Source organism: Streptomyces kurssanovii, assembly GCF_040677245.1.
Lineage (GTDB): Bacteria > Actinomycetota > Actinomycetes > Streptomycetales > Streptomycetaceae > Streptomyces > Streptomyces kurssanovii.
Window position 1 is genome coordinate 22421 of record NZ_JBFAQK010000054.1, and the last position, 26414, is coordinate 48834.

Genomic DNA, 26414 nt, shown 5'->3' on the forward strand with positions numbered 1-26414 from the left:
CGCAACTCTACGATCTGACACACCGTCAGACAGATTCCGCGGAGGTGTCCGGGCATGGAAGAGACCGCGCACGCACTGGGATCGGCCCGCACCCTCTGGGAACTCGTCACACGCCGGGCCGCCCTCACCCCGCACCGCCCCGTCCTGCTGCAGGACGAACGCGTCCTCACCTTCGGCGAGCTCCGCGACCGCGCGGAGCGGACCGCCGCCGGGCTGTGCGCGAAGGGTGTCCGCCCCGGCACGGTCGTCGCCTGGCAGCTGCCCACCCGGATCGAGACGGTGCTGCTGACCGTGGCGCTGGCCCGCCTCGGCGCCGTCCAGTCGCCCGTCATCCCCTTCTACCGGGACCGGGAGGTCGGCTTCGCGCTCCGCGAGTCACGGGCCGCGTACTTCGCCGTGCCGGGCGAATGGCGCGGCTTCGACTTCACGGCCATGGCGCGGCGGACCGGCGCCCGCGGCGTCTTCGAGGCGTACGCGTCGCTGCCCGACGGCGATCCTTCCGTGCTGCCCGCGCCGCCCGCCTCCGGCACGGACGTGCGCTGGATCTACTGGACCTCCGGCACCACCTCCGACCCCAAGGGCGTGCTGCACACCGACCGTTCGCTGATCGCGGGCGGTTCGTGCCTGGCGCACGCGCTGCGCCTGTCCGAGGACGACATCGGCTCGATCGCCTTCCCGTTCGCGCACATCGGCGGACCGGACTACCTGGTGATGCTGCTGCTGTACGGATTCCCGGCGGTGCTCTTCGAGAAGTTCGCGCTGCCCGACGCGCTCGACGAGTACCGCAGGCACGGCGTCACCGTCGCCGGCGGCTCCACGGCCTTCTACGCGATGTTCCTCGCCGAACAGCGCAAGCGGCCCGGCCGGAAGCTGATCCCCACCCTGCGGCTGCTCGCCGGCGGCGGCGCGCCCAAGCCGCCGGAGCTGCACCGCGCCGTCGTCCGCGAGATGGGCTGCGTACTCACCCACGGCTACGGCATGACCGAGGTCCCGATGATCACCATGGGCTCGCCCGACGACAGCGAGGACGACCTCGTACGGACCGAGGGCAGACCGCCCGCAGGCATGGAGATACGGATCGTCGACGGCGAGGTCAGGCTGCGCGGCGAGGCCGTCTGCCAGGGATACCTGGATCCCGCCGCGACAGCGGCCGCCTTCGACGCCGACGGCTTCCTGCTCACCGGCGACCTCGGCCTGCTCACCGACAGCGGCCACCTCGTGCTCACGGGACGGGCCAAGGACGTCATCATCCGCAAGGGCGAGAACATCTCGGCCAAGGAGATCGAGGACCTCCTGCACGGCCACCCCGCGGTCGGCGACGTGGCCGTCGTCGGCCTGCCGGACGAGGAGCGCGGCGAGCGGGTGTGCGCGGTCGTGGAACGGGCGCCGGGTGCGGCGGACCCCGTACTGGAGGACATCACCGCGTTCCTCCGCGGCACGGGCCTCGCGCTCCACAAACTCCCCGAACGGCTCGAGGTGGTGGACGCCCTCCCCCGCAACGAGGCGCTGCGGAAGGTACTCAAGTACAAACTGCGCGAACGGTACGCATGACTATTTTTCGGTCCTGGGCAGGTCCGGCGCGGTCGGGAAGTGCTCCTTGGAGGCGCATCCAGCCCGGCCGGCCGGGTTCGGGGCAGGTCCGGGCCCTTCGCGGGGCGTACGCCGTCGGGTCCGGAACTCGCCGGTCCTGCCGGGGCTCCGCCCCGAGCCCCGCGCCTCGAACGCCGGCGCTTGAGTTCCCCGGCGACCGAGGCCACCGCACGGAGCGCGGTACAGGTCCGGGGCAGCCCTGAACGCCGCGCGGGGCGCGGAACGGATCGGGGCGCAGCCCCGGGAGGCCGCGCGGGGCGCGGCGGTGGCTGGCGGGGCAGCCGCGAACGGATGACGCGGCCGCCCCCGGAACGTCAGTTGGGCTCGGGGGTGACGTAATACGCGGCGAACGCGGTCAGTACGTCCTCCTCCGTGATCCGCCCGTCCCCGTCCGTGTCCAGCGCCGCTCCCGCCGCCGCCGCGACACCGGCGTCGACACCGAGCGCGCCGAGCACGCGTTCCACGGCCGCGGGCGTGACGCCGCGGCCGTCCTGGTCGGCGACCCTGATCACGGCGTGCACGAACGGGCGGGCGATCTCGCCGAAGCGTTTCGGGTTGTCGCGCAGTCTCTTGACCGCGCTGGTCACGAACTCCTGGCGGGTCACCCGCTGGTCGCCGTCCACGTCGGCGATCCCGGCCATGCCCTGCCAGAACGCCTCCGCACCGCTGTAAAGGTCCTGGCCCTTGTCGGACCGGGCCGTGACGGAGAACTCGGCGAGCAGCTTGGCCGCGGCCGAACTGAAGTCCTCGCGGTCGATGTAGCCGTTGCCGTCCTGATCGAAGGCGGCGAAGCGGGAAGCGATCTTCCGCTCGTACTCTGCGCTGTCCATGCGGGGAGCGTAGAGCCCCGGAGGCGGAGGTGTGTACGCACCCGGGCAATTGCACGGCGGCAACACCTCGGCAAAGCGCAGGTGACGGGAGTGCGACGGGGCGTACAGGGGCGCGCGCACGGGGCACGGGGCGCGCATACGGGCTTGGGCCGACGCGAGTTCGAGTGGGGCTGCTCGCAGCTCCGGCCCGCGTCACGCGGTCAGCGGCTGCGCCCCGTCGTCCGTCGCCGAGCCGGTGTCCGCGTAGACCTCGAAGAGGCGGCGCACACCGAGGGCGCCCAGCACCCGGTTGACGTGCGAGCCGTCCTCCGCGCCGCGCGCCGGCAGGATCAGCCGCAGCCTGCCCCGGCACGAACGCATCAGCCGCCGCGCGGCGATCAGCACGCCGACGCCGCTGGAATCGCAGAAGAACACCTCGGAGAGGTCGAGCACGACGTCGTGGTGACCGGCGGCGACGGCGTCGTGGACCCGCTGGCGCACGACCGGCGAGGACACGAGATCGAGCTCCCCGCATACGTGCAGCACGGTCCACGCGCCCTGCCGGGACTCGGCCACCTTGAGCATCACCACGTCTGGACCCCTCCTCAGGCCGGTCACAGAAGACCGGAAGCTGTCCTTCCACTGCCGCTGCCCGACTGTCCGTCGCTGAAACGCGACATTCGTCACGGAGTGCGTTTCCACTCGCCCCCAAGGCAGTTCTTCCCCGTACGCGGCCCTACCATCCCGGACCACGGCAGGGGCGTACTTGACGCAAAGGCACGTGCGTATTTCGTACGGCGCACTACATTCGAAGGAGCAACAGTCACGAGGGCAGAGGCAGCAGGCACGGAGCGAGCGCAGAGCTTGGGGGCGGTATGGCGAAGGACGCACCACCGCGCTGGGATCGCAGGATGCAGCAGCGACTGGCCCGCGGCGAGGCCGCGGCGCTGGGTGAGCTGTACGACAAGTTCGCCGCGCTCGTGCACAGCCAGGCTCACCGCGTACTCGACGACGAGGAGGCCGCCGACCAGGTCACCCGTGAAGTCTTCGGGTACATATGGGAAAATCCGGACGCCTACGACCCCAAGCAGGGCTCCATGCGGTCCTGGGTGGCGCGGCTCACCAACAGCCAGGCCGTGCACCGGCTGCGGCAGAGCGAGGCGGCGGCGCTCGCGGAGGGCGGCGGGGGCACGGCGGAGGAACTGGAGCAGAAAGTACGCAGGGCCGCCGTCGCGGCCAGGGCCGACTACATCGTGACGTCCATGCCCGCCCCGCTGCGCGCCGCGCTGGAACTGGCGTACTTCCAGCGCAGGGACTACCGCCAGACCGCCGCCGACCTCGGTGTCACGGAGGACGAGGCCCGGCGGCGGCTGAGGCTGGGCCTGCAACTGCTGGCGACGGCGCACACCCGCTCGCTCGAGGGCTCGTCACCGCCCGGGTACGGACGAGCACTGTGAACGGGCCCCTGGGCGGCGGTGGCGACGGCGAAGAGGTGCGGGGCGTGCCGCGCATACCGTCCCCGCGCGCCGCGGCGGACGACCTCCGTGCGGACGCGTACCGGCCGGGGCCGCCCGTCCCTCCGGAGCCGGCTCCCGACAGCGGACCCGCCGATCCCGCCGACGCCGCGGGGTCCGCCCCCGCGGGCGGGTCCGGCACGGCGGACAGCGGGTCGAACGGCTCGGCCGACGACTCAGGGAACCGCGCGGTGAACGGCGCGTCCACCTCCGACGATCCGGCGGCCGGGGACACCCCCGCCGCTCCCGAAGTCTCCGCCGCCCCCTCGCACGGCGTGCTGAAGTCCCTGCTCGGCGCCTGGGCCCTGTCCGCGTGCTCCGCGGAGGAGACCGCCGCCGTCGAGGAGCACCTCGGCGACTGCGCCCCGTGCGCGGAGGAGGCCCTGCGGCTGCGTGACGCGGTCGGGCTGCTGCACACCGACCGGGACCTGGACCTCGACCCGCTGCTGCGCTTCCGGGTGCTGGAGAACTGCCTGGGCCGCAGACCCGCCCGTATCCCCGTGCCCGGCTGGGCCGATCCGTACGACGCGGAGACCGCGAGGCTCGACGCGCTGCTCCGGGACATCGGGGACTCCGAGTGGCACGCGCCGGTGCGGCTCAAGTGGTTCGAGGGCGAACGCCGGATGAGCCGCCGCACGACGGTGGCCGGAGTGATCGGGCATCTGCTGACCGTCGACGGCATAGTGGCCGGCGCGATGGGGCTCGGCGACCCGCTGGGGCCGCACGCGCCGCTGCTGCCGGCCGCGCGCACCGAGGCGTTCTGGAACGACATGGACCTGCCGCCCACCGGCACGATCCGCGAACCGTGGCGCGACCAGAGCCACGACCTGATCCGCACCGTGTCGTTCGCCGGACCCGGCGTCGCCGACATGTCCGTCTCGTACGGATCCTTCGCACTGTCGTTGCGGGACGCGCTGCTCGACCGGGCCTTCGAGTGCTGGATCCACGCGGACGACATCGCCGACGCGGTGGACTACCCGTACCCGCCGCCGAGCGGCGCCCACCTCAACCGGATGATCGACCTCGCGGCCCGGCTGCTGCCCGCGGCCCTCGCGGAGCGCAGGCGCGCGGGGCTGGCGGGACCGCCGCGGCATCTCGTGGCGGCGGGCGCGCCCGGACGGTCGCTCCATCTGGAGGTCGAGGGTTCGGGCGGCGGCAGCTGGTACATCGCTCTGGACTCCCCGGCGGCGGTCGGCTCACCGGACAAATCGGTAGCCCAAGTGGCGCTGGACGGTGTCGAGTTCTGCAAGCTGGTGGCCGGGCACGTCTCCCCGGAGGAGGCCGCCGCAGGCCAGGACGGCGACCGGCAGGCCATCCGGGACGTGCTGTTCGCGGCGGCGGCGCTGAGCCGGCTCTAGGAGACCCGCCCATGGGCGGGACGGCCCGGGAGCGCCGCATCGGCGCCCCCGGGGACGTACGTCAGTAGAGGCCCGAGTAGGTGTTCCAACCGGTGCCGATGGACGCCCTGGGCTTGAAGTTGCCCTTGCCGTCGGAGTCGTAGCGGTACAGGGTGCCGCCGCTGGTGCGCGCGATGATGTCGGCGCGGCCGTCACCGGTCATGTCGCCGGGGGCGGCGAGCTTCGTGTAGGAGCCCCAGCCGGAGCCGATGAGCTTCTTGGCCTTGAACGGCGCGGCGGCCACGCCCGTGCCCTCGTACAGGTACAGCTTGCCGTCCTTGGCGCGGGCGACCAGGTCCGCGCGGCCGTCGCCGGAGATGTCACCGGCGCCGAGCAGGGCGTTGAACTGGCCCCAGCCGGAGCCGATCCGCTGCTTGGCGGCGAAGCCGGTGCCGTTGCCGTTGCCCCGGTACAGGTGGAGGACGCCGGAGCCGTCGCGGGCGATCAGGTCGCCCTTGCCGTCACCCGAGAGGTCGCCGGGGCCGACGAGGGTGTTGTAGACGCCCCAGCCGGAGCCGATGAAGTACGGCTCGTCGGACACACCGTTGGTGTAGAGCCCGCCCTCCCAGAGCTGGAGGATCTCGGGGTAGCTGTCGTCGTCGAGGGACGACGTCACAGTGATCCTGGCGCCCTTCCAGCCGCCGGTGCTGCTGAGCTGCTGGCGGGCGGAGAACCTGCCGTTGTTCTGGTCGAGGTACCACCACAGGGTGCCCTGCGTGTCGATGGCGGCCAGATCCTCCTTGCCCCAGTTCGGCACGTTGCCCGCGTTGGCGAACTGGTTGACGGAGTTCATCCCCGAGCCGAACTTCACCCGGGGCAGGAACGCGCCGGTGCCGGTGGAGGTGTAACGGTAGAGGTCCCCGTTGACGGCGCGGGCGAGCAGCTCGGCGTTGCCGTCCCCGTCGAGGTCGTCCAGGCTGAACAGCGTGTTGAAGATGTTCCAGCCGGTGCCGACCTTGACCCGCCCCTCGAAGGGCCGGGCCGCTTCTCCGGTACCACGGTAGAAGTACAGTTCGCCTGCCGTGTTCCGGGCGAACAGGTCGGCGACGCCGTCACTGTCGACGTCGTTCATGCCTGCCAGCTGGTCGTACTGGGCCCAGCCGGAGCCGACCTTGACCCGCGACGCGAGCGGGCTGCCGGTGCTGGTGGTGCCCGGGTAGAGGTACAGGTCTCCGGCGTAGGTGCGGGCGAGTACGTCACCGATGCCGTCGCCGGTCAGGTCACCGGGCGAGAAGACCTTGTTGTAGATCTGCCAGCCGCTGCCCGACCAGTAACGGACCGGGGAATGCAGGTCGTTGGCATAGGCCGAGAGACGGCCGACCGACGACAGGGTGAAGTGGACAGGTCCGTCCTCGCGCAGGCCTGCCGCGGAGAAGGCGTCCCTGTAGACCTGGTACTGGGAGCCCTGACCGTCCTGGAGGACCAGTTCGTGGCTCCCCGCACCGGTCGAGACGTTCACGACGCCGTTCAGGTCCTGAAGGATCATGTCGGACGCCCCGTCGCCGTCCACGTCGCTGCGCGGCTTCGCCGGCAGCGCGCCGTCCTCCGCGCTGAACGAGCCGCCCTCCGCGGCTCGCGGCAGCTCGAGGGTCGGCAGTGGGGCGGCGACCTTGGGCCGTGCGGCCGCGCGGTCGGGCATCGGGGCCTCGTCGGCCTGGGCGGCCGGGGCCGCCAGCAGCATGCCGGCGGCGAGAGCGAGCGCGGTGCAGGCGGCGACGCGGGTGCGGGCGCGGGTGCTTCTGCGCGGACCGGTCGCGGCGCGGCCGGAGTCCATGGAAGTCAAGGTCCCCCCTCGAGGGTGTCACTCGCACGGCCGCTCCGCGGCGCTGCGCGCGGGCGCGCGCCCATGGGGGATGTGGAGACAGCGGTGCAAGGAAGATGGCACCGGTACAGACGTGCAAGGTGGGGCAAGGGATGTACGGGAGCAGCGATCTTTTTCCGGCACCTTCGCGCGCTCGCGTTCGGCAGAAATCCCCTGGTGGCGGCGGTGTCCCTGGGGTGGACGCCCCGGTTCCGGGCCAGAGGCCCCGCAGGCGCGGGGGACTTCGGGGCGAACCGGATGAAAGACCCTAGGCGCCGGTGGTCCGCTCCTTCGGTGGGCTGCCGGCCGGGTGGACGGGGGCCCACGGCTGCGGAAGTTCCCGACGGCGGCGCACCGGGGAGAGGAAGACGGGCAGGAAGGCGAGCGTGAGACAGCCCGCGCCCACCCACATCGCGACGCGCAGTCCCGCGAGTTCGCCGATCAGGCCCGCCACGGCCGAGCCGACGGCGATCGCGCCGGTGAGCATGAAGCGGAAGGTGGCGTTCATCCGGCCGAGCAGCGGGTCCGGAGTAAGCCGTTGGCGCAGGCTCACCCCGAGGACGTTGTCCACGCCGATCTTGAACGTCACCAGCATCCATCCGGCCCCGGCGAGCCACAGCCAGGGGCCGGGGCCGATGAGCGGCACGATCAGCGCGGTGGGCGCCATCACCAGTCCCGCGACGCCGAGGGTGCGGCCGTGGCCGAGTCGCCGGGCAACGGGGCGGGCGCAGCGCGCGCCCAGGAGGATGCCCGCGCCGCCCGCCGCCCAGTAGAGGCCGAGCACACCGGCGGACAGGCCGAGTTCGCGGGTGAAGAGGACCGGCAGGAGCGTGTTGACGATCTGCGCACCGAGGTTGGTGAGTGATGCGGTGAGGGCGAGGGCGCGGAGCTCGGCGTTGCGCAGGACGTGCCGCAGGCCCTCCGCGATCTGCGCCGCCAGTCCCCCGCGCGACGCGTCCCGGCCGCCGTCCGACCCGGGCGGCACGGCGGCGCCGTCCGCCCCGTGCGCCAGGACGCCGTCCGCCTGCCTGCGGGCGCGGCCCGCCGACGGCAGCATGAGACGGACGGCCGAGGCCAGGTAGAGGACGCCGACGCCGATCACGGCCACCGGCGCGGTGAACAGCTGCACGATCCCGCCGCCCGCGCCCCGGCCCGCGACATTGCCCGCCGCCTGGAGGCTCACCACGGCGGCGTTCGCCCGTACCAGGCCCTCGCGGCCCACCAGCCGGGGCAGGATGCTCTGCGAGCCGACGTCGAAGAAGACCGTGGCGCAGCCGTTCAGCAGGACGACCACGTAGAGGTGTTCCAGGGTGAGGGCGTCCAGCGCCCAGGCGGACGGCACGGAGGCGAACAGGCCGGCCCGCACCAGGTCCGCGGTGATCAGCACCCGGCGGTGGCGCATCCGGTCCACCCAGGCACCGGCCGGCAGGCCGATGAGGAGGAACGCGACCGTGCTCAGCGTCGCCAGCAGGCCGACCTCGCCCGCGCTCGCGTCGAGCGCGGACACGGCGATCAGCGGGACGGCGACGTAGCCGATGTTGGTGCCGAGCTGGCTGAAGGCGGTGGCCGTGAAGAGTGTGCGGAAGTCACGGGACCGCCAGGGACTGTCGTCGGTCATGGTCCGTACGCTGCCCGGACTCCGCGCCCCGCTCCAATGATTTAGCCTCGGCCGAATGGTGCTGGAGAGCCGCCCCGAGGGCGGCACACTGGAGATCGGCTTCTCCGCCGAGGACGTGGCCCGCATACGTTTCGCCGTGTCCCCGCTGTGGGAGGTCGTCGCGAGCGTGCGGGTGCTCAGGGACACCGCGCCGGGTGCGCACCGGCCGTGGGCGGAGCGGGTACGGCCCGCTCTCGCGGCCGCGAAACTGGATCTCGCCCCGCTGTCCTCGCTGATCGGCCCGCCGCCGGCCGGCGTCCCCGGCTTCCTGGTGGCGCCGCCCACGACCCCGCAGCCCTCGCTCGACGTGGAGTTGGCGGCGCTGCGTTCCATGCCGCACGAACTGCTCCGTACGACGACGCCCGCCGCGCGGGAGGGGGTCGCCGCACTGCGCGCGGACCCGGATCGCGGTCTCGGGCGGCTCACGGACGTGATCGCCGCCTACTGGGAGGTGGCGATGGCCCCGTACTGGCCGCGGATCCTCACCGTGGTCGAGGGCGACATCCTCTACCGCGCCAAGCGTCTCGCCGAAGGCGGTGCCCGGCGTCTCTTCGACGACCTCGATCCACGGATCACCTGGGACTCGGGCACCTTGCAGGTGATGCACCGGTGCGTACGCGGCGAACGGAGCCTGGACGGCCGCGGACTGCTCCTGGTGCCTTCCGTGTTCGGCGGACCGCGGATCTTCTCCGACGTGGACAGCCCGGACTGGCAGCCCACTCTGCGCTATCCGCCGCGGGGCACCGCCACCTTGTGGGAAGCGCGGGCGGCGCCGCTGTCCGACGCCCTGGCGGGTGTACTGGGCCGCAGCAGGGCACTGCTGCTGGCCGAGCTCGCGGCCCCGGCGTCGACCACCGACCTGGCCCGCCGTACCGGTCTGTCGGCGGGCGGTGTCTCGCAGCATCTGACGGCGATGCGCGCGGCCGGTCTGGTCAGCGCGCACCGTACGGGTCGCGTGGTGCTCTACGCCCGTACGAGCGTGGGTGAGTCGCTGGTGACCGGCTGACCCACGGGCGGTGCGCGGCACCCCGCACGGGGCCGATGGTCCCGGCCGTGTCACTCCCCGCCGACGCTGATGTTCGGGTCGCCGTCCGGCCCGTGCGGCTTCAGCTCGACCTGGATGGTGTGCGTGGTGTCACGCGCCGCGGAGCCTCCGCCGCCGGCCGTCAGCACCCCGATCCGCAGCTCGGCCCGCCCGCTCCCCTCCCGGCGCACCTGCACCGCGAATTCCAGGTGCACGCTCTCCACGCTGAACCGCAGATCGCGTCCCTCACCGGCGCGTTGGGCCCTCTCGAGCTCGTCACGGACCTGCCCGATGACCTCCGCCAGCCCCACGACCGCGGTTTCGTCACGCTCAGCCATCGCGTCCCCCGTCTCCCGTAGTTATCGTTGAGCAGTATGAGCGAGCCGATTCGCACATCCAACTCCTCGACGCACGACGAGAGTTGGCGGGTACGTCTGCTCCGCGGACCGGATCGGGCGGGCCGGCCGCTCGGCGCCGGGGTGCTGCTGCCCGGCGGCCTGGTGCTCACCTGCGCGCATGTCGTCCTGATGCGCCCGGACTCCTCCGGCATCCGTACCCCGCTGGAGGAGGTCTACGTCGACGTACCCCATGCCCCGGCCGGAAACGCTCCGGAGCCGCTGCGGGCCCGGCTGCTGACGGAGTACCTGGTCATGCCGACGGGCCAGTACGGCGGGGATCTGGCGCTGCTCAAGCTGGACCAGGAGCCGGCGGTACCGCACGCCGTCCTGCACCGGCAGATCCCGGCACGCGGCGACATGGTGCATTTCACCGGATATCCCGAGGATCTGCCCGGCGGGGAGCATCTGGACGCCCGGCTGATGGGGCGCGGGGGCCCCGCGCCGACGCCGGAGTGGGTGCAGCTCGACGCGCTGAACGCGCCGTACGTGGTGCGGCGCGGTTACAGCGGATGCGCCGTCGTGCACAGCCGATCGCGTCGGGTCATCGGCATCGTGGCGCACCAGTTCGGCACGCCGCAGGCGCGGGTGCGCCGGGACCACGCGTACATGATCCCGACCGAGACGGTGCTGAAGCACCTGCCGCTGGAACGGCTGGGGCTGACGGTCACGGGAAAGCCGGCCGTGTCGCACGACGTCGCGGTCGCCCACGACAGGACCGCCTCCGGGCGCGTCCCGGGGCTGCACCGCCGGCTGACGCGCTGGCTCGACGGCGCCCCGGACACCGACCCGGTGGAGCCCGTGTTCGCCGGCGAGGGCGAGCACGACGTACTGCACACGGTCAGATCGGTGCTCACCCTCGCCGACCGTGAGCAGAGCCCTCCGGAGGCGCCGCCCGGCCAGGGCAGCGCGACAGGTCCGGGGCAGGTCGCGGGCGAGCCGCAGGCGGGCAGCATCGACCTCGCGGTCGACGCCACGAACCGCACCGTGGCGGACCTGGCCAGGGACGCGGCGGACCGGATCGGCCTCGACCTCCTCCCGGACGGGCCGCCGTCCACCGGCGGCACGGACGGGGACCTGCTCGGACGGATCGCGGCCGAGAGCCCGCCGCTGATCGCCGCCTTCCTGTCCGTCGACCGGTCGGCCTCCACCGACGACGAGATGCTGCGGCTCCTCGCCGCGCTCCTCGAACGCGGCCAGAGCCGGCTCCTGCTCGTCTTCAGCGACCCCCGCTCACCGCTCCTCGCCCGGGTGCGCGACGAACTCCTCGGCCCCGACTGGGCCGCCCGCCGCACCGAACGGCTCGGCACCCGGGTGAGCCGGCTCGCGGAGACCGAGCAGCGGCTGCGGCAGCTGTCCGGCCGGCGGCCCGCCGCCCTGGCCCCGCGGCTGCGGCGGATGCTGGAACAGCTCGGCCCGGCGGGCCCGTTGAACGGTTCTCCGGAACAGCCGCACGCCCTGTTCCGCTGCGCCGTCGACATCGAGGCGGCGCTGCTCGACGCGGAGACGGCCGAGCAGGAGCTCACCGGTCCGGCCGGGCCCCGGGAGTTCGTCGTCGGGCCGCCCGGTGACGGGCTGACCGACCTGCCGGCCGTCGCCGTGCGCGACCCGGACGCGCTCGTCACCGAGCAGGCCGGGGACCGTCTGGCGGGCGGCGAGCGGCTGCACCAGCAGTACGAGGTGGTGGGGCCCATCGGGCAGGGCAGCCACGGCAAGGTGTACCTCGCCCGCGATCTGCTCCTGGAGAACCGTCCCGTCGCCCTCAAGGGCATCCTCGACCCCGGCGATCCGGCGGCCGTGCTCCAGGCCCACCAGGAGCGGCTGCGGCTCGTCAGCCTCAACCACCCCTCCGTCATCCGGGTGGTCAACTACGCGCGCCACGAACCGACGTCGGCCGAGTTCATCGTGATGGAGTTCGCCGACGGGGCGTCCCTGTCGTGGGTCGGCTCCCGCATCGCCCGGAGCGTCGAGCCGTTCGCGGGCCCGCGGGTCCGCGAGTTCATCGTCGTGTACGGGCTGCTCGTGCTGGAGGCCTTCGACCATCTCCACGAGGAGGAGAAGCTGGTCTACGGCGACCTGTCGCTCACCAACGTCCTGCACTGCGGCACCGGCATCAAACTCATCGACGTCGCGGGCGTACGCGAACCGGGCGCCCCCGGACCCGTCAGCCACCGGCCGCCGGAGAGCGGACCCGGCGGCGGGATGACCACCGCGGGCGACCTGTACACCGTCGGCGCCGTCCTCGGCGAGCTGCTCGCCAAGGACCCGGCGCCGCCGTCCGACCTCGGCACCGAATCGCTCCGGCGCGCCCTCGCGCGCGCCACGGCCACCGACCCGAGGCGGCGCTACGCCTCCGCGCAGGAGATGGCCGTCCAACTGCGCGGCGTGCTGCGCGAACTGCGGTCGCTGCGACTGGACGAGGAGACGTTCGAGCCGTCCCCGCTGTTCCACTCGGCCGCGATCGCGCTGGACGGCCGGCTGGGCAAGCCGCCGCCGCTGGAGCGCTGGCGGGCCGACGGCACGGCCGACCGGCTCGGCGCCCACGTGCCGGAGCCGGCGGAGGCGGCGGTGGCCCTGCCGGTGCCCAAGGCCGACGTGCAGGACCCCAACTGGAAGGAGCTGCAGCGCACCTCGTACGACGACCCGGCCGGTCTGCTCCAGCTCAGCGACGAGTGGCTGCCCTCGCCGGAACTGCATCTGCTGCGCTGCCGGCTCCATCTGGAGCTGGCCGGTGTCCGCCGTCACGGCCGTGACAAGGAACTGGTGACCGCCGCGGTGGAGCTGGAGCGGGCCGGGCGACTGCTCGGTGACCGGGCCCGCTACGACTGGCGCCTGGACTGGCACCAGGGTCTGGCGCAGCTGGCCCACGGCCGGCTGCACCGGGCACTGAACTGCTTCGACACCGTGTACGCGGCGATCCCCGGCGAGTACGCGCCCAAACTCGCCCTCGGCTACTGCCACGAGAAGCTCGCCGACGAGTGGCGGACCGGCGAGCGGGCCACCGCGCCCGAGGCCCCGGCGGCCCGTGAGGCGCACGAGCAGCAGGCCATGCTGTTCTACGACGCGGTGTGGCGGCGCAACCACGCGCTCGGCGCGGCCGCGTTCGGGCTCGCCCGTATCCATCTCGCCCGGCACAGCCCCGAGCGGGCGCTGGCCTCCCTCGACGGCGTCCCGCCCGACTCGCGGCACCGCACGGCGGCGCGGACGGCGATGGTGCGCATCCACGCCGGCACACCCACGGCCGCCTCCGCGGTACGCGCCCACGCCGCCCTGCACCGGCTCGCCGGCCACGAGGGGCTCACCGACCGGCAGGCGCAGGAGCGGCTCACCGCGGAGCTGCTGGAGCAACTGCTGGAGCTGGTGCGGTCACAGGGCGCCGGCGTGCTCGAGCAGGTGCGGGCCGCGCTGCCGGCCGGCGTCCCGCTCCCGCGCACCGAACGGGAACTGCGCGAGCAGTTGTCGGCGAGCTACCGCCAACTGGCGAAACAGGTACCGGACACGGACACCGCGGAGGGCGCCGCGCTGGCGGAGGCGCTCCTCGACAACGCGTACAGCACCCGCCCGCTCGGTCTGCGTCACGCCCGCCACCACGACCGCGGCCCCTGGCTGCGCCGCCTGACCCCCGGGGGCCGTTCATGACCACGCGTCCGTACACCCGACCACCGGCGGACGCCGCCGAGGGGAGGGCCGGCGGGAGCGGCGTGCTGCCGTCCGCGCGGCACAGGGTGGCCGCGCTGTGGCGGCGCCCCGTCGCGGCGGTGCGGCGGTCGCCGGCGACGAAGCCCGCCCCGTGGATCAGTGCCTGGCGGTTGCTCGGGCCGGGCCTGTGGGCGCGGGCCACCGGGCGGGGCCCCGGGGGACGGCGGCCGACGGCCGCGTTCCTGCGGCGCCGGATGCTGGTGCTGCCCGCCCTGGCGCTCGTCGCGCTGGCGCTGTGCGCCGCCGCGTACAGCGACGTGCACGACCGCTCCGACCGGCTGCGCCACCGGTCGGTGCCGGCGCTGGAGGGACTGGCGCAGGCCCGTACGTCGCTGGTCCTGGCACGGGACCAGGCCGAACTGCGGTTGCTGGAGACCCGGCACGCCGGCCGGGTCGAGCTCGGCGAGACGTACCGCTCCCGGCTGACGGAGGCGACGCAGAGTCTGAACCTCGTCGCCCGGACCGGTGCCCTGAGCCGGGGACAGGAGCAGGAGCTGCGGGTGGTGTCCGGGCTGGTCGTCGCCTACGGGGACAAGATCGCCTGGGCTGACCGCAACCGGTCGAGCAAGCTGCTGCGCACAGCCGGTGTCGAGTACGCGGCGGGCCTGCTCGGCAGCCCGGGCACGAGCGTGGAAGAACAGCAGGAACCCACCACCGTGCTCGACCGGATCGAGAAGATGGAGGAGCTGCTGCGGCAGGAGAGCGGCGACCTCGCCGCCTGGAGCCCCCTGACGCTGACAGCCGCCGGAGCGGCCGTCCTGACGACCGCGCTGTTCGGCTTCATGACCGTCGGCACGGCGGTGTTCCTGCGGGACCGGCTGCGGCTCGTCAGCCTCCAGCTGGCCGCGGGCGCGCTGCCGGTACTGGTGACGCCGCTGCTGCTGGCGTTCGGCGGCGCCCAGGAGCACGGCGCCCAGCAGGACGTGCACTCGGCGGCCGCCGGCCTGGCGGCCGTGGAAGCGGACGAGGCCGCGCCGCGCGCGATCGAGGCGGCGGCGGACGCCGCGTACGCGCGGATGGACGTGGCGGACCCGGACGGCTGGTCGCTCACGGCGGGGATCACCGTACCGGCCGCGGGACTCGGGGCGGTCGCCTGCGGCGTCACGCTCCACCTCTACGGCAGGCCGTACCCGGCGGCCCGCACCCGACGGACGTCCACCGACGCGTGAGGAACTCATGAGGAGACGCAGGGGCCTGAGAACGCTGCTCGCGGGTGTTCTGCTCGCCGTGGCCACGGCCGGGTGCGGCGGCCCACCGGAGGAACGCACGCTGGTCGTGCTGGGGCCGTGGACCGACGGCGAGGAGAGGCCGTTCGTCCAGGCGCTCAAGAGCATCGGGAAGCAGACCGGGCACCGTTACGTCTACAAGGGCACCCGCTCACTGCGCGAGACCCTCGTCGCGCAGCTCCAGGCCGGCGCCCCGCCGGACATGGCGATCCTCAACAGCCCGGGTGAGCTGGCCGAGTACGCCAGGGCGGGCGATCTCCTTCCGCTGCCGGAGCGGGTCGCGGGGGCCGCCGTCACCCCGTGGGCGCCCACCGTCACGGTCCAGGACGCGGGCGGCGAGGCCCGGACCCGCGCCTACTGGGCTCCCATACGGGTGGACCTCAAGTCGCTGGTGTGGAGCAGGAGCGAGGCGGCGGACTCCGCTCCCGTGTGGTGCGTGGGACTCGGCTCCGGCGCCACCTCCGGCTGGCCGGGCACCGACTGGATCGAGGACCTGATGCTCCAGCGCAGGGGCTCGGCGAAGTACGAGGAATGGGCCACGGGCAGGATGCCCTGGGAGGACACCCGCCCGGTCTGGGAGGAGTGGGCGCGGATGCTCACCGCGGGCGGGCGCACCCCGGACGTCCGGTGGCTGCACGACTTCGCGCTGATCGGCGACCGCCGCCACGGGCTCCTGAACCGCGGCGACTGCACCCATGAGCACCAGGGCTCCTTCATCCGCAGGCACTACGGCGACGACGTGCGGCCCCGGCCGACGGCCGTCTACCTGGACAGGCTGCCGGCCGCGAAGGACGACGAGGGCGACGAGAACGCCTTCGAGGTGTCGGGCGACATGGCCGCGGTGTTCAGGAGCAGTGCGGCCGCCTGGGACCTGCTCGACCGGCTCACCTCCGAGAAGGCACGCGCGAGCTGGGCGGCCGCGGCGCTGCCCGGCGAGCGGCCGTTCTTCCCCGGCTCCGCGGTCGTCACCGCGGAACCGTCGGCCACCAGGGACGTCCAGCGGTTGTTCCGCTCGGCGGGCAGGATCTGCTTCGACGCCTCCGACGCGATGCCGCCCACCTTGCGCGACGCGTTCTACCGGGCGGTGCTGGAGTTCGTCGTCCGCCCCGGCGACGAGGCGCTGCTGGACCGGCTGCTCGGGCAGCTGGAGGCCGAACGTCAGCTGCAGAGCCAGGAGAAGGCGTTCGTCCTGGACGACCTGTGCGGCACCCCGGCCCTGGAATAGGGCCCGGTCCCCGGCGCACGTCAGGCGAAGACGACGGTCCTGCGGCCGTTCAGCAGGATGCGGTGCTCGGCGTGCCACTTCACCGCGCGGGCCAGCGCCTGGCACTCCACGTCGCGGCCGACCGCGACCAGCTGCTCCGGGGTGACCTCGTGGCCGACGCGTTCGACCTCCTGCTCGATGATCGGGCCCTCGTCGAGGTCGGCCGTCACGTAGTGGGCGGTCGCGCCGATGAGCTTCACACCGCGGGCGTGCGCCTGGTGGTAGGGCTTGGCGCCCTTGAAGCTCGGCAGGAAGGAGTGGTGGATGTTGATGATCCGGCCGCTGAGCTGCTTGCAGAGGTCGTCGGAGAGCACCTGCATGTAGCGGGCGAGGACGACCAGCTCCACCTGCTCGGCGTGCACCAGGTCCAGTAGCTGCGCCTCGGCGGCCGCCTTGTTGTCCTTGGCGACCGGAATGTGGTGGAACGGGATGTCGTAGGAGGCGACGAGCTCGGCGAAGTCGGTGTGGTTGGAGACGACGGCCGCGATCTCGACGGGCAGCGCGCCGGTACGGGAACGGAACAGCAGGTCGTTCAGGCAGTGCCCGAACTTGCTGACCATCAGCACGATCCGCATCCGCTCCTCGGCGAGATGGATCTGCCAGTCCATCTGGAAGGCGTCGCCGACGGCGGCGAAGCTGGCGCGCAGCTTGTCGACCGTCACCGGGGCCTCGGCGGAGAAGTGGACCCGCATGAAGAACAGACCAGTGTCCCGGTCACCGAACTGCTGGCTGTCCTCGATGTTGCAGCCGGTGATGAACAGGTAGCTCGAGACGGCGTGCACGATGCCCTGTTTGTCAGGACAGGAGAGCGTCAGGACGTACTGGTCGGTCATCCTTGTAGCCTGCCACATCCGGCCGTGCGGCCAGGAACACGTCCGTCAGGCGGACCGCGTCATGATCCGCAGCACCTCAAGGGAACGCGGCGGGGTGTCGGGGTCCTCCCCGTCGCTCGTGGCCATCCGGACGTGCGCGTCACGCGCCGCCCGTACGGCCTCCGGCCAGCCGTGGTGCTCCATGTACGCGGAGACCGGTGCGTCGGCGCCGACCTGGTGCATGATCCGCAGCACCCGCAGCACGGCGACGTCGACGAGCGCGGCCTCGCCGGAGTCACGGAAGATCGTCCCGACGTACTTCTCCGCGGACCAGTTGTCCAGCCAGGTGTCCTCGACCAGACGGTAGACGGCGTCGGTGACGTCGCCGTATCCCTCGCGCCCCGCCAGCCAGCACTCCTGATGGAAGACGGGGTCGGAAAGCATGTGCAGCGCCGAGCGCACGTTGCTGCGCCAGCGCCACCAGGGCATGTCGTTGAGCGGCATGCCGCCCATGGTGGAGGAGCGACGGCCGCGACGGGAAGGGTTGACCGAACCTTGCTGCACGCCTTCGATCGTACGTTCCCTTCCCGGCCGCCCGAACGCCCCCCTGCAATTCACCTGGACGTCACCCCTCGTTGAACCATGCTCACTGTGCCGTTACCTGGAACCGGAAGCGTGCACAGTCATGACCGGTAGGCGCCGTTCCTCCTCCCCTCGCCCGTCCAGAACCCTCTCAGTCCGTACCGCGTGTACGGCGGTGGTGGCGACCGGGGCGTCGCTCATCGCCGGCTGTGGCGTACTCCCTGGAGATCCGGGGGGCTCCAGGGAGCCCGTCACTGTCATGACCTTTGCCCCGGAAGAGACCAAAGCGACCAATATGCCCGGCATGCCCGCCATGGCCAAGGCCTACGCCCGCTGGGCAGAGGCGCAGGGCGGTATCGACGGCCACGAGCTGCGTGTCATCACCTGCAACGAGCAGAACACCCCCCAGGGCGCGGCCACCTGCGCCCGGCGCGCCGTCAAGGAAGGCGCGGCCGCGGTGGTCGGCTCCTACAGCCAGTACGGCGACGCCTTCATGGCTCCCCTGGAGGCCGCGGGCATCCCCTTCATCGGCGGATTCGGCATCTCCGACGAGGAGTTCACCAGCTATCTGTCCTACCCCGTCAACGGCGGGCAGGCCGCCCTGCTCGCCGGAAACGGCCAGCAGCTCGCGGACGTCTGCGACAAGGTCGCGCTGGTACGGCCGGACAGCCTCGCCGGCGACGACCTGCCCGACCTCCTCAACGCGGGCCTGGCCCGCGGCAAGGCCCGGGAGTCGGCGGACATCCTCGCCGCCGACGATGCCACCGACTACTCCGACGAGGCGAGGCGTGCCCGCGGGAAGGCGGCAGAGGCGACCTGGACGACGACCGCGTCCGACGGCGACCGGCCGGGCTGTGTCACGGCCGCGCTCGGCGAACGCACGGAAACCTTCTTCGACTCCTACCGGCGGCTGCCCGAGGACGGACGGCAGGTCCGGATCTCGTCCGTGATGGGCAGCGTCGGCCAGCCCCTCATCGACCGCACCGGCGGCCGCAACGGCCCCTACGAGGGCGCCTACATCACCGGCTGGTACCCCGACGCGAGCGACGCCCGCTGGGACCGGATGCGCGACGTCGTGCGGACCCACGCGTTCGGCGACAACAGGATCGACCCGGCGGACGCGGGCGTGCAGACCACCTGGATCGCGTACAACGTCCTCAACAAGGTCGTCCGCTCGATCGACAGCGACCGGATCACCCCCGGCAAGATCTCCCACGCCCTCGACCAGGGGGTGGAGGTCTCGACCGACGGCCTGACACCGGCCCTGCGGTGGAGCTACGAGGACATGCTCGGCGCTTCCCGCTACCCGAGGATCGTCAACAGCAGCGTGACGTTCCAAGTGGTGCGTGACGGACGGCTGGTGACGCAGCGGAAGGACTTCGTGGACGTCGGCCGGACCCTGATGGACGCCTCGTAGGGCGTTCCCGACAAGGATTCCGGCCTCCCGTCCGGCGCCCCCGGCCCGCTCCCCACGGGAGCGGGCCGGGGGCCGCGTCGTCAGAGCTGGCTGCTGCGGCGTTCGGTCAGGCCGTACTTGCGGGCGATGGAGTTCCACAGCGGCGACGCCGCGTTCTTCGCCGTCGTGGCCTCTCCGCTCGCCGCGTTGGCCTGGGCCGTGCGGCCGGTCACCCGCGCCTTGCCGTCCTTGCAGCCCTTCTTGCCCTTGACCTGCTGCGCCCAGGCCGCGTAGTGGTCGTCGGCGGAGGCCGACGCCTGCCACGCCTTGGTCAGCGAGGCGGTCAACTCGGCGTTGCGCGGCAGCTTGTCGACGGACAGGGTGCCCAGCCGGGTCACCAGGCTCCGGCGCTGCTGCGCCGCGCCCTTCAGGTCGGCGGTGGCCTGGTCCAGGTTCTTGCAGACCTTGATGTTCTCCACGGAACGGATGACCGCGTCACGGCTGTTGTTGCTGTCCGCGAGGAGCTTGTCGAGCTCCTTCGCCTGCGGCTCCGCGGGGTCGGCCGCCTGCGTGGTGGGGCTCGCCTCGCTGGGCACCGGGGAGTCGGCCGCGACGTTCTTGTCCGGGCCCGGGTCCTTCGGGTCGTCGCCGCCGTTGAACATCACGGCACCGACGCCGAGTCCGAGGACGGCGCACCCGACGACGACCGCGGCGACCACCGGCGCCAGGGACCGGCGGCGCGGCTCCGGCTCCGGGTCGTAGTACGGCTCGGGCCGGGCCGCCGGCCGGCGGGCCTGCGGATGACCGTGGCCGGGCGGTTCCTCGAAGCGGGGCATCTGCTGGGTGGCGTCGGCCGTGTGCGGACCCTGCCCCTCGGAACGGAACAGGCTGTCGAACTCGGCCGGCGGCTGCCGGTCCCCGGGGGCGCCGGGGCGGATGCCGAACGGCGCCCCGGCGGGAGCGGGCGGCACGGCCCCGCCGGGCACCGGGGCGATGTACTGGGTGGCGTCGGCGTCGGAGACCTGGCCGGCTCCCTGCGGCGCGCCGCCTTGCGCGCCGCCCTGCGCGGCGCCGGAGGCCAGGGGGCCGGTGCCGAGGAACGTGGTCGACTCCGCGGGCATCTCGGGCGGCAGCGCACCGGAGGTGACGGGTGCGATGTATTGGGTGGCGTCCGCGTCGCCCCCGGCGGCGTGCTGCGGCGCGGCCTGCGGGAAGCCGCTCTGCGCGTCCTGGCCGGCGGTCTGCGGGGAACGGCTCTGAGCGTACGGGTCGTGCGGCGCCTGCGAGGCCCCGCCCTGAGGCGTCCGGAAGGGCTGCGCCCCCGCGCCCGGCCCGCCGAACCCGGCCTGGCCGGCGCCTTGAGGCGACTCGGGGTACCGCCCGTAGGCGTCCGGCCCCTGAGGGGCGGTGGGCTGCGCCGCCGGGGCGTCCTGCGGCGGGAGCGGCTGCCGGTGCACACCCGGCTGCGGTACCGCCGGCACCTGGGCGCCGTACGGCGGCTGCCCCTGGGGCCCGCCCTGAGCCGGGTACGGGTCGTGCCCGGTGGCTGCGGGGCCGGCCGGCGGGGCGGCGTGGGCGCCCTGCCCGTGGTGCGCGGCCGCCTGCTGCGGCGGGGTAGCGGGAGCCCCGTAACCGACCTGCTGAGCGGGGCCGCCGGGGTGGCTCTGGTGGCCGGCCTGGGCCGGGCCGTCGGGGTGGCTCTGGTGGCCGGTCTGCGCCGGGCCGCCGGGGTAGCCGTAACCGCCCGGCTGTGCCGGGGCGGCGGGGTAGCCGTAACCGCCGGGCTGCGCGGGGGCCGGGTAGCCGTACCCCTGGGGCGCGTCGCCGGCCGGCGGCGGGCCCGGGTATCCGTACGCGGCTCCGGGCGCGGGTGCGGACTGCTGCGGGCCCCACGGCTCACCCCAGGGCTGCCCGCCGGCCGGAGCCGTCTGTGCGCCTGGCGCGCCCGGTATGAGGGGCTCACTGCCGTCGGCGGGCAGCACGACGCCTTCGTGCGCGGGCCGCGCGGCGGGTAGCCGCTGCTCGTCACCCTGTCCGCTGTGCGTCACCGGGACTCCTACGTGTGGACCTACTTCGATCGTCGGCTCACGCTACCGGGTGCCCGGAGTGGTCCGCACACACGTGCCGGAGCGGTGACAAGACGCGGACACAACTCGCCTTCCGTTCCTGGCAGAAAGCCCTTGTGCAGCATCCGTCACAGGCGCCTCCCACGCCCCGCTCCGCGTCAGGCCGCGGCGCGCAGTTCCAGCCGGGTGGCGAACTCCCGTACCGACGGCTCCTCCGCGTACGGCTCGAGCCTCAACTGAAGGTCGTCCAGATACTCCGCGCCCCTGCTGGAGCGCAGCGTGTCCAGCAGTTCCACCGCCCGTGTGCCCGTGTAGCAGGCCTGTTCCACCTCACGCTGCTGCACCTGCGCGGAGGCCAGCAGGACCAGGCCGATCGCCCGGCGGCGGGCCCGCGACTCCGGGTGGCCCTCCAGAGCCTGCGACGCGTAGCGCGCCGCGCTCTGCGCCTCACCGAGGTCGCGGTGGCAGTGCGCCAGCTCGTCCGCCAGATACGCGCCGTCGAAGTGGGCGATCCAGTCCGGGTCGTCGCCGCTGTCCGGCTCGGCCCCCTCCAGCGCCGTGACCGCCCGGCCGGCCGCCTCGTGGCAGGTTCGGGAGTCGCCGAGGAGCGCGTGGCCGCGTGCCTCCGCCGCGTGGAACATGGCCTGCACCCGGGGGGTGACCCGGCCCCGCGCCCCTTCCTGCGCCGCACGGGCGAGCTGGGCGATCTCGCGCGGGTTGCCGAGCTCGGCCGCCAGGTGGCTCATCGAGGCGGCCAGCACATAGCCGCCGTACGCCCGGTCGCCGGCGGCCTGCGCCAGGCGCAGGGCCTGGATGTAGTACCGCTGGGCGAGCCCCGGCTGACCGGTGTCCACGGCCATGTAGCCGGCGAGCTCCGTCAGCCGCGCCGCCGCGGCGAACAGGTCCCGGCCGACCGTCTCCCGGTAGGAACCGGACAGCATCCCGGAGACCACGCTGTTCAGGTAGTGCACGACGACCGGCCGCACATGCCCGCTGCCGAAGCGGTGGTCCATCTCCGTCAGCGCGGCGGTCATCGCCCGGACCGCGTCGACGTCCGGCGGGCCGACCCGGGCCCCGACGGTGCGGGCCACCTGCGTGTCCGCTCCGGTGATCAGCCAGTCGCGGCTCGGCTCCACGAGAGCGGACGCGGCGACCGCGGAGCCCGACAGGAAGTCCCGGCGGCCCACGTCGCTCCGCCACAGCTCGCAGACCTGCTCGATGGCACCGACCACCGTCGGCGCGAACTGGAGGCCGACGCCGGTGGCGAGGTTCTTGCCGTTCGCCATGCCGATCTCGTCGATCGTGACCGTGCGGCCGAGCTTGCGGCCGAGCGCCTCCGCGATGATGCCCGGCGCCCGGCCGCGCGGCTGCTGGCCGCGCAGCCACCGGGCGACGGACGTCTTGTCGTAGCGCAGGTCGAGGCCACGCTCGGCGCCGACCATGTTGACGCGCCGGGCCAGCCCGGCGTTCGAGCATCCGGCTTCCTGGATGAGCGCCTGCAGCCGTTCGTTCGGCTGGCGGACGACGAGAGGCCTGGCTGCCATGAACTACCCCCTGATGTTGATCAATGAGTTGATCAATGCCCGGCTGATATACGGAGAATGCAGGGTTGGTCGGGTTGGTTCGCTTTTGCCGTGGCGCGGCCCGGTCGCGGCCGCTGACGTACGCGCCGCACTCCTACCCGCCCGTAGGGCCCCCGGCCCATGCGCGCCCCCGGTCGTGCACCCGTGCGCCCCACGTGCAGGATCGATGCTCCACCGCCCACCGCGTCACGCCCCGTAACCCGTACTGGCGGCGGTAGTTGAGTGTGTCGTGGAAGAGACCATGGCAGTCACGGAAGCCGCCCGGATCCCCCAGCAGCGAGGCGAGCAACTGCTGGACAGCGCTGTGCGGTACGCGGAAGAGAGGCACTGGGACGTGTTCCCCGGCACCTGGCTCGAGGCCGTCGAAGGGGGGCAGCGCTGCTCGTGCGGCGACCTGCGCTGCCCGCTCCCCGGCGCGCACGCCGCCCGCCCGGACTGGGCGAACCAGGCGACCGGCAGCGCCACCGCCGCGCGCCGGATGTGGACCAAGCAACCGACCGCCTCGATCCTGCTGCCCACCGGCCGCACCTTCGACGCCATCGAGGTCTCCGATTCGGCCGGCTTCCTGGCGCTCGCGCGCATGGAGCGGATGGATCTTCCCCTCGGCCCCGTGACCTGCACTCCCGACCGGAGGATGCTGTTCTTCGTGCTGCCGGGCGCGGCGCTCAAGGCCCCCGAGCTGATCAGGAACCTGGGCTGGGTCCCGAGCTCCCTCGACCTGGTCACCCGTGGCGAGGGCCACTACGTCGCCGCCCCGCCGACCCGGATCGGCGGGCAGGGCGCCGTGCAGTGGGCGCGCCGCCCCACCCCGGCCAACCGCTGGCTCCCGGACGTCGAGGAGCTCATCAGCCCGCTCGCGTACGCGTGCGCCAGGGACGCGGCGTCGGGGCGGGTGCGCCAGGGATAGCGGTACGCCGGGGCCGAGCGGATGCCCCGGGGGGAGCGGGTGGGCCGGGGACAGGGCATCCACACCGCACCCGGGCGTCCGTAGGGTGGACCCGTACACCTGTGCCCGCAGGGCACGTACGGGGACTCCGAAAGGCGCGGAACACATGCCGGACCAGGCAGTTGAGGAGACGGGCGGGGTGCGGACGGCACCTCCCGCCGTGCACGTCGAAGGTCTGTGGAAGCGGTTCGGCGAGCAGATCGCCGTCGCGGGGATCGACCTGACCCTGCCGGCCGGCAGCTTCATCGGCCTGGTCGGGCCGAACGGCGCGGGCAAGACCACGACCCTGTCGATGGTCACCGGCCTGCTCCGCCCGGACCAGGGCCGGGTCCAGGTCGCGGGGCACGACGTGTGGCGCGACCCGGTCGAGGTCAAGTCGCGCATCGGCGTCCTGCCGGAGGGCCTGCGGCTGTTCGAGCGGCTGTCCGGCCGTGAACTGCTCGCCTACAACGGCCGGTTGCGAGGCCTGCCGGGCGACGAGGTCGACAAGCGGGCCGGCCAGCTGCTGGACGTGCTCGACCTGGCGGGCGCGCAGCACAAACTGGTCGTCGACTACTCGACCGGCATGCGCAAGAAGATCGGCCTGGCGGCGGCGTTGCTGCACAACCCTGAAGTGCTCTTCCTCGACGAGCCGTTCGAGGGCGTCGACCCGGTGTCCGCGCAGACGATCCGCGGGGTGCTCGAGCGGTACACCGCCTCCGGCGCGACCGTCGTCTTCTCCAGCCATGTGATGGAGCTGGTCGAGTCGCTGTGCGACTGGGTGGCGGTCATGGCGGCCGGCACGATCCGCGCACAGGGCCCGCTGGCCGAGGTACGTGGCGACGCCCCCTCGCTCCAGGCGGCGTTCCTCGAACTGGTCGGCGCGCAGGGCAGGGACAACGGGGAGTCGCTGGACTGGCTCGGCGGCGGTGCGCGTTGAGTACGGCGACCCTGACCTCAGTCTTCGTACGTCTGAAGCTGTCGCTGCTGCGCAACGGGCTGCGCCAGTCGTCGGGCCGCAGGACCGCGTTCGTCGTCTCGATGGTCTTCGTGCTGCTGCTCGCCGCCGTCCAGCTACTGGGCCTGATCATGCTGCGCGGCAACGAGCACGCCATGTCGCTCGTCGTCCTGCTGACGGGTCTGCTGGCGCTCGGCTGGGCGGTGCTGCCGCTGTTCTTCCCCAGCGGCGACGAGACGCTGGACCCGACGCGCCTGGTGATGCTTCCGCTCCGGCCGGGGCCGCTGGTGACCGCGCTGCTCGTCGCGTCCCTGATGGGCATCGGCCCGCTGTTCACGCTCTGCATGGTCGTGGGGTCGGCGTTCGCGCTGTCCCACGGCGTCGTCGCGGCACTGGTGTCCCTCGTCGCCGTCCCGCTCGCCCTGCTGGTGTGCCTGGCGCTCGCCCGCACGGTCGCGGCGGCGAACATCCGGCTGCTCACCTCCCGCAAGGGCCGCGACCTGGCCGTGCTCAGCGGCCTGTTGATCGCGGTGGGCATCCAGTTCGTGAACTTCGGCGTGCAGCGTCTCGGCGACGCGGGCGGCCTCGCGGCACTGGACCCGGCGGCGGCGATCGTACGGTGGGTGCCGCCGGCGTCCGCAATCGGCGCGGTGGACTCCGCGAGCGACGGCGCGTACGGCCAGGCCCTCGCCCAACTCGCCCTGTCCGCGGTGGCGCTCGTGCTGCTGCTGCGGACCTGGCGCCACAGCCTGACGAAGCTGATGACCGCCCCGGACGGGTCCACGCTGGCCGCGGCGTCCGAGCCGACCCGCAAGGGCACCACGTCCGGTCTGCACCGGCTGCTGCCGGAGGGCCGCACGGGCACGGTGATGCAGCGCAGCCTCAAGTACATCTGGCGCGACCCGAAGACCAAGGGCGCCTGGGTGTCGTCGCTGGCCATCGGCTTGATCGTGCCCATCTTCAACGCCCTCCAGGGCACGGGCTCGATCTACTTCGCGTGCTTCGCCGCCTGGATGCTCGGCATCATGATGTACAACCAGTTCGGCCAGGACACCTCCGCCTTCTGGATGGTGGCGCTGACGATCTCCTCCACACGCGACGCGTACGAGGAACTGCGCGCCCGGACCCTGGCGCTGCTCGTCATCACCCTCCCGTACACCGTGCTCGTCGTGGTGGTCACGGCGGCGGCGCTCGGCGAGTGGCACGACCTGCCGGAGGCGCTGGGCCTGTCCTTCGCCCTGCTCGGCGCGATGCTGGCGACGGGCGCGGTGGCCTCGGCCCGTTTCCCGTACTCGATCCCGCAGGACAGCGCCTACAAGAACGTGGCCCCGGGGCAGGGCGGGCTGGCCTGGCTCTCCATCTTCGGCGGCGTGGTCATGGCGGCGCTGCTGTGCGCACCGGTGATCGTCCTCACGATCATGCTGAACGCCTCCGCCGGCTCCGGCAGCGAGACCCAGTGGACGGTACTGCCGGTGGGCGCCGTGTACGGGGCGCTGATCACCTGGGCGGGCATGCGGGTGGCGGCGCCGCAGACGGCGAGGCGACTGCCGGAGATCCTCACGGCGGTCAGCAAGGGCTGACGCGCCCGGCGGGAACCGGCTCAGCTCCCGCGCTTGAACGGCGCGTACCGGGGGGCGTAACCCGCCGCCAGCAGAAGGGAGTTGCGTTCCCGCACCGGGACGTCGAGATGCTCGGCGAGGCGCAGGACCATGTCCT

Annotated in this window: 20 protein-coding genes and 1 pseudogene; 11 read left to right on the forward strand and 10 right to left on the reverse strand. The window is 73.1% G+C overall.

Annotated features, from left to right (window positions below; translation table 11 throughout):
- Positions 1-54: 54 nt before the first annotated feature.
- On the forward strand, positions 55-1551 hold the full coding sequence (locus AB0K36_RS27695) for a class I adenylate-forming enzyme family protein (protein WP_364599563.1): 1497 nt from the start codon (positions 55-57) through the stop codon (positions 1549-1551).
- 353 nt (positions 1552-1904) lie between these two features.
- Here the strand turns inward: AB0K36_RS27695 and AB0K36_RS27700 are convergent, their stop codons facing one another.
- A complete protein-coding gene (locus AB0K36_RS27700; protein WP_364599565.1) occupies positions 1905-2420 on the reverse strand; it encodes an EF-hand domain-containing protein in 516 nt (171 codons plus the stop codon).
- A gap of 192 nt (positions 2421-2612) precedes the next feature.
- The gene (locus AB0K36_RS27705; RefSeq protein WP_189469458.1) at positions 2613-2987 is read right to left on the reverse strand and encodes an STAS domain-containing protein; all 375 of its coding nucleotides are present in this window, start codon (positions 2985-2987) and stop codon (positions 2613-2615) included.
- Between the two features lie 287 nt (positions 2988-3274).
- On the opposite strand from AB0K36_RS27705, the gene AB0K36_RS27710 reads away from it, so the two are divergent.
- Both AB0K36_RS27710 and AB0K36_RS27715 read left to right on the forward strand, forming a co-directional pair.
- Entirely contained in the window at positions 3275-3856 is a 582-nt protein-coding gene (locus tag AB0K36_RS27710) for a sigma-70 family RNA polymerase sigma factor (RefSeq protein ID WP_364599567.1), read from the forward strand.
- A gap of 35 nt (positions 3857-3891) precedes the next feature.
- Entirely contained in the window at positions 3892-5271 is a 1380-nt protein-coding gene (locus tag AB0K36_RS27715) for a maleylpyruvate isomerase N-terminal domain-containing protein (RefSeq protein WP_364599591.1), read from the forward strand.
- A 61-nt stretch (positions 5272-5332) separates the two neighbouring features.
- Here the strand turns inward: AB0K36_RS27715 and AB0K36_RS27720 are convergent, their stop codons facing one another.
- Together AB0K36_RS27720 and AB0K36_RS27725 are read right to left on the reverse strand one after the other, a co-directional pair.
- Complete coding sequence (locus AB0K36_RS27720) at positions 5333-7084, reverse strand: FG-GAP repeat domain-containing protein (protein ID WP_364599593.1); 1752 nt, start codon at positions 7082-7084, stop codon at positions 5333-5335.
- Between the two features lie 295 nt (positions 7085-7379).
- Entirely contained in the window at positions 7380-8729 is a 1350-nt protein-coding gene (locus tag AB0K36_RS27725) for an MFS transporter (RefSeq protein WP_364599568.1), read from the reverse strand.
- Between the two features lie 55 nt (positions 8730-8784).
- On the opposite strand from AB0K36_RS27725, the gene AB0K36_RS27730 reads away from it, so the two are divergent.
- The gene (locus AB0K36_RS27730) at positions 8785-9774 is read left to right on the forward strand and encodes an ArsR/SmtB family transcription factor (protein WP_364599570.1); all 990 of its coding nucleotides are present in this window, start codon (positions 8785-8787) and stop codon (positions 9772-9774) included.
- 50 nt (positions 9775-9824) lie between these two features.
- On the opposite strand, the gene AB0K36_RS27735 is transcribed toward AB0K36_RS27730, so the two are convergent.
- Entirely contained in the window at positions 9825-10130 is a 306-nt protein-coding gene (locus AB0K36_RS27735; RefSeq protein WP_159690790.1) for a trypco2 family protein, read from the reverse strand.
- Positions 10131-10166: 36 nt separating this feature from the next.
- Here AB0K36_RS27735 and AB0K36_RS27740 point away from each other — a divergent pair, with 36 nt between their 5' ends.
- Genes AB0K36_RS27740 through AB0K36_RS27750 form a run of 3 tightly spaced genes read left to right on the forward strand, consistent with a single transcriptional unit; the run spans position 10167 to position 16337 of the window.
- Positions 10167-13826 carry a tetratricopeptide repeat protein gene (locus AB0K36_RS27740; RefSeq protein ID WP_364599572.1) on the forward strand — a complete coding sequence of 1220 codons (3660 nt, stop codon included), beginning with the start codon at positions 10167-10169 and terminating at the stop codon, positions 13824-13826.
- Entirely contained in the window at positions 13823-15055 is a 1233-nt protein-coding gene (locus tag AB0K36_RS27745) for a hypothetical protein (protein WP_364599574.1), read from the forward strand. Before AB0K36_RS27740 ends, AB0K36_RS27745 begins: the two co-directional genes overlap by 4 nt.
- Before the next feature lie 7 nt (positions 15056-15062).
- The gene (locus tag AB0K36_RS27750; RefSeq protein WP_364599576.1) at positions 15063-16337 is read left to right on the forward strand and encodes an extracellular solute-binding protein; all 1275 of its coding nucleotides are present in this window, start codon (positions 15063-15065) and stop codon (positions 16335-16337) included.
- A 20-nt stretch (positions 16338-16357) separates the two neighbouring features.
- On the opposite strand, the gene purU is transcribed toward AB0K36_RS27750, so the two are convergent.
- Positions 16358-17209: a formyltetrahydrofolate deformylase gene (gene purU / locus AB0K36_RS27755; protein WP_364599577.1), complete on the reverse strand. Its 852-nt coding sequence runs from the start codon at positions 17207-17209 to the stop codon at positions 16358-16360.
- Between the two features lie 45 nt (positions 17210-17254).
- Positions 17255-17701: an SCO4402 family protein gene (locus AB0K36_RS27760; RefSeq protein ID WP_005316098.1), complete on the reverse strand. Its 447-nt coding sequence runs from the start codon at positions 17699-17701 to the stop codon at positions 17255-17257.
- Between the two features lie 172 nt (positions 17702-17873).
- Between AB0K36_RS27760 and AB0K36_RS27765 the strand changes: the two genes are divergently transcribed.
- On the forward strand, positions 17874-19187 hold the full coding sequence (locus tag AB0K36_RS27765; protein ID WP_364599579.1) for an ABC transporter substrate-binding protein: 1314 nt from the start codon (positions 17874-17876) through the stop codon (positions 19185-19187).
- Between the two features lie 80 nt (positions 19188-19267).
- Here AB0K36_RS27765 and AB0K36_RS27770 read toward each other — a convergent pair whose 3' ends face one another.
- Together AB0K36_RS27770 and AB0K36_RS27775 are read right to left on the reverse strand one after the other, a co-directional pair.
- Complete coding sequence (locus tag AB0K36_RS27770) at positions 19268-21214, reverse strand: hypothetical protein (protein ID WP_364599581.1); 1947 nt, start codon at positions 21212-21214, stop codon at positions 19268-19270.
- A gap of 176 nt (positions 21215-21390) precedes the next feature.
- Positions 21391-22776: an NsdA family TPR-like regulatory protein gene (locus AB0K36_RS27775; RefSeq protein WP_364599583.1), complete on the reverse strand. Its 1386-nt coding sequence runs from the start codon at positions 22774-22776 to the stop codon at positions 21391-21393.
- A 280-nt stretch (positions 22777-23056) separates the two neighbouring features.
- Here AB0K36_RS27775 and AB0K36_RS27780 point away from each other — a divergent pair, with 280 nt between their 5' ends.
- From AB0K36_RS27780 to AB0K36_RS27790, 3 genes are all read left to right on the forward strand, one after another.
- On the forward strand, positions 23057-23722 hold the full coding sequence (locus AB0K36_RS27780) for a bifunctional DNA primase/polymerase (RefSeq protein ID WP_364599585.1): 666 nt from the start codon (positions 23057-23059) through the stop codon (positions 23720-23722).
- A gap of 145 nt (positions 23723-23867) precedes the next feature.
- Positions 23868-24680: an ABC transporter ATP-binding protein gene (locus AB0K36_RS27785; RefSeq protein ID WP_189468850.1), complete on the forward strand. Its 813-nt coding sequence runs from the start codon at positions 23868-23870 to the stop codon at positions 24678-24680.
- Positions 24677-26278, forward strand: coding sequence for a transporter (locus AB0K36_RS27790; RefSeq protein ID WP_364599587.1), 1602 nt, complete (start codon positions 24677-24679; stop codon positions 26276-26278). Before AB0K36_RS27785 ends, AB0K36_RS27790 begins: the two co-directional genes overlap by 4 nt.
- Positions 26279-26322: 44 nt before the next feature.
- On the opposite strand, the pseudogene AB0K36_RS27795 reads toward AB0K36_RS27790, so the two are convergent.
- Positions 26323-26414 (reverse strand): annotated as a pseudogene (locus AB0K36_RS27795) (transcriptional regulator); the annotation flags it as partial.

What these genes read in the sequence shown, in the direction of transcription:
- AB0K36_RS27695 (WP_364599563.1), top strand. Translation starts at nt 55, where the DNA reads ATGGAAGAGACCGCGCACGCACTGGGATCGGCCCGCACCCTCTGGGAA.
- AB0K36_RS27700 (WP_364599565.1), bottom strand. Translation starts at nt 2,420, where the DNA reads ATGGACAGCGCAGAGTACGAGCGGAAGATCGCTTCCCGCTTCGCCGCC.
- AB0K36_RS27710 (WP_364599567.1), top strand. Translation starts at nt 3,275, where the DNA reads ATGGCGAAGGACGCACCACCGCGCTGGGATCGCAGGATGCAGCAGCGA.
- AB0K36_RS27720 (WP_364599593.1), bottom strand. Translation starts at nt 7,084, where the DNA reads ATGGACTCCGGCCGCGCCGCGACCGGTCCGCGCAGAAGCACCCGCGCC.
- AB0K36_RS27725 (WP_364599568.1), bottom strand. Translation starts at nt 8,729, where the DNA reads ATGACCGACGACAGTCCCTGGCGGTCCCGTGACTTCCGCACACTCTTC.
- AB0K36_RS27730 (WP_364599570.1), top strand. Translation starts at nt 8,785, where the DNA reads ATGGTGCTGGAGAGCCGCCCCGAGGGCGGCACACTGGAGATCGGCTTC.
- AB0K36_RS27735 (WP_159690790.1), bottom strand. Translation starts at nt 10,130, where the DNA reads ATGGCTGAGCGTGACGAAACCGCGGTCGTGGGGCTGGCGGAGGTCATC.
- AB0K36_RS27740 (WP_364599572.1), top strand. Translation starts at nt 10,167, where the DNA reads ATGAGCGAGCCGATTCGCACATCCAACTCCTCGACGCACGACGAGAGT.
- AB0K36_RS27745 (WP_364599574.1), top strand. Translation starts at nt 13,823, where the DNA reads ATGACCACGCGTCCGTACACCCGACCACCGGCGGACGCCGCCGAGGGG.
- AB0K36_RS27750 (WP_364599576.1), top strand. Translation starts at nt 15,063, where the DNA reads ATGAGGAGACGCAGGGGCCTGAGAACGCTGCTCGCGGGTGTTCTGCTC.
- purU (WP_364599577.1), bottom strand. Translation starts at nt 17,209, where the DNA reads ATGACCGACCAGTACGTCCTGACGCTCTCCTGTCCTGACAAACAGGGC.
- AB0K36_RS27760 (WP_005316098.1), bottom strand. Translation starts at nt 17,701, where the DNA reads ATGGGCGGCATGCCGCTCAACGACATGCCCTGGTGGCGCTGGCGCAGC.
- AB0K36_RS27765 (WP_364599579.1), top strand. Translation starts at nt 17,874, where the DNA reads ATGACCGGTAGGCGCCGTTCCTCCTCCCCTCGCCCGTCCAGAACCCTC.
- AB0K36_RS27775 (WP_364599583.1), bottom strand. Translation starts at nt 22,776, where the DNA reads ATGGCAGCCAGGCCTCTCGTCGTCCGCCAGCCGAACGAACGGCTGCAG.
- AB0K36_RS27780 (WP_364599585.1), top strand. Translation starts at nt 23,057, where the DNA reads ATGGCAGTCACGGAAGCCGCCCGGATCCCCCAGCAGCGAGGCGAGCAA.
- AB0K36_RS27785 (WP_189468850.1), top strand. Translation starts at nt 23,868, where the DNA reads ATGCCGGACCAGGCAGTTGAGGAGACGGGCGGGGTGCGGACGGCACCT.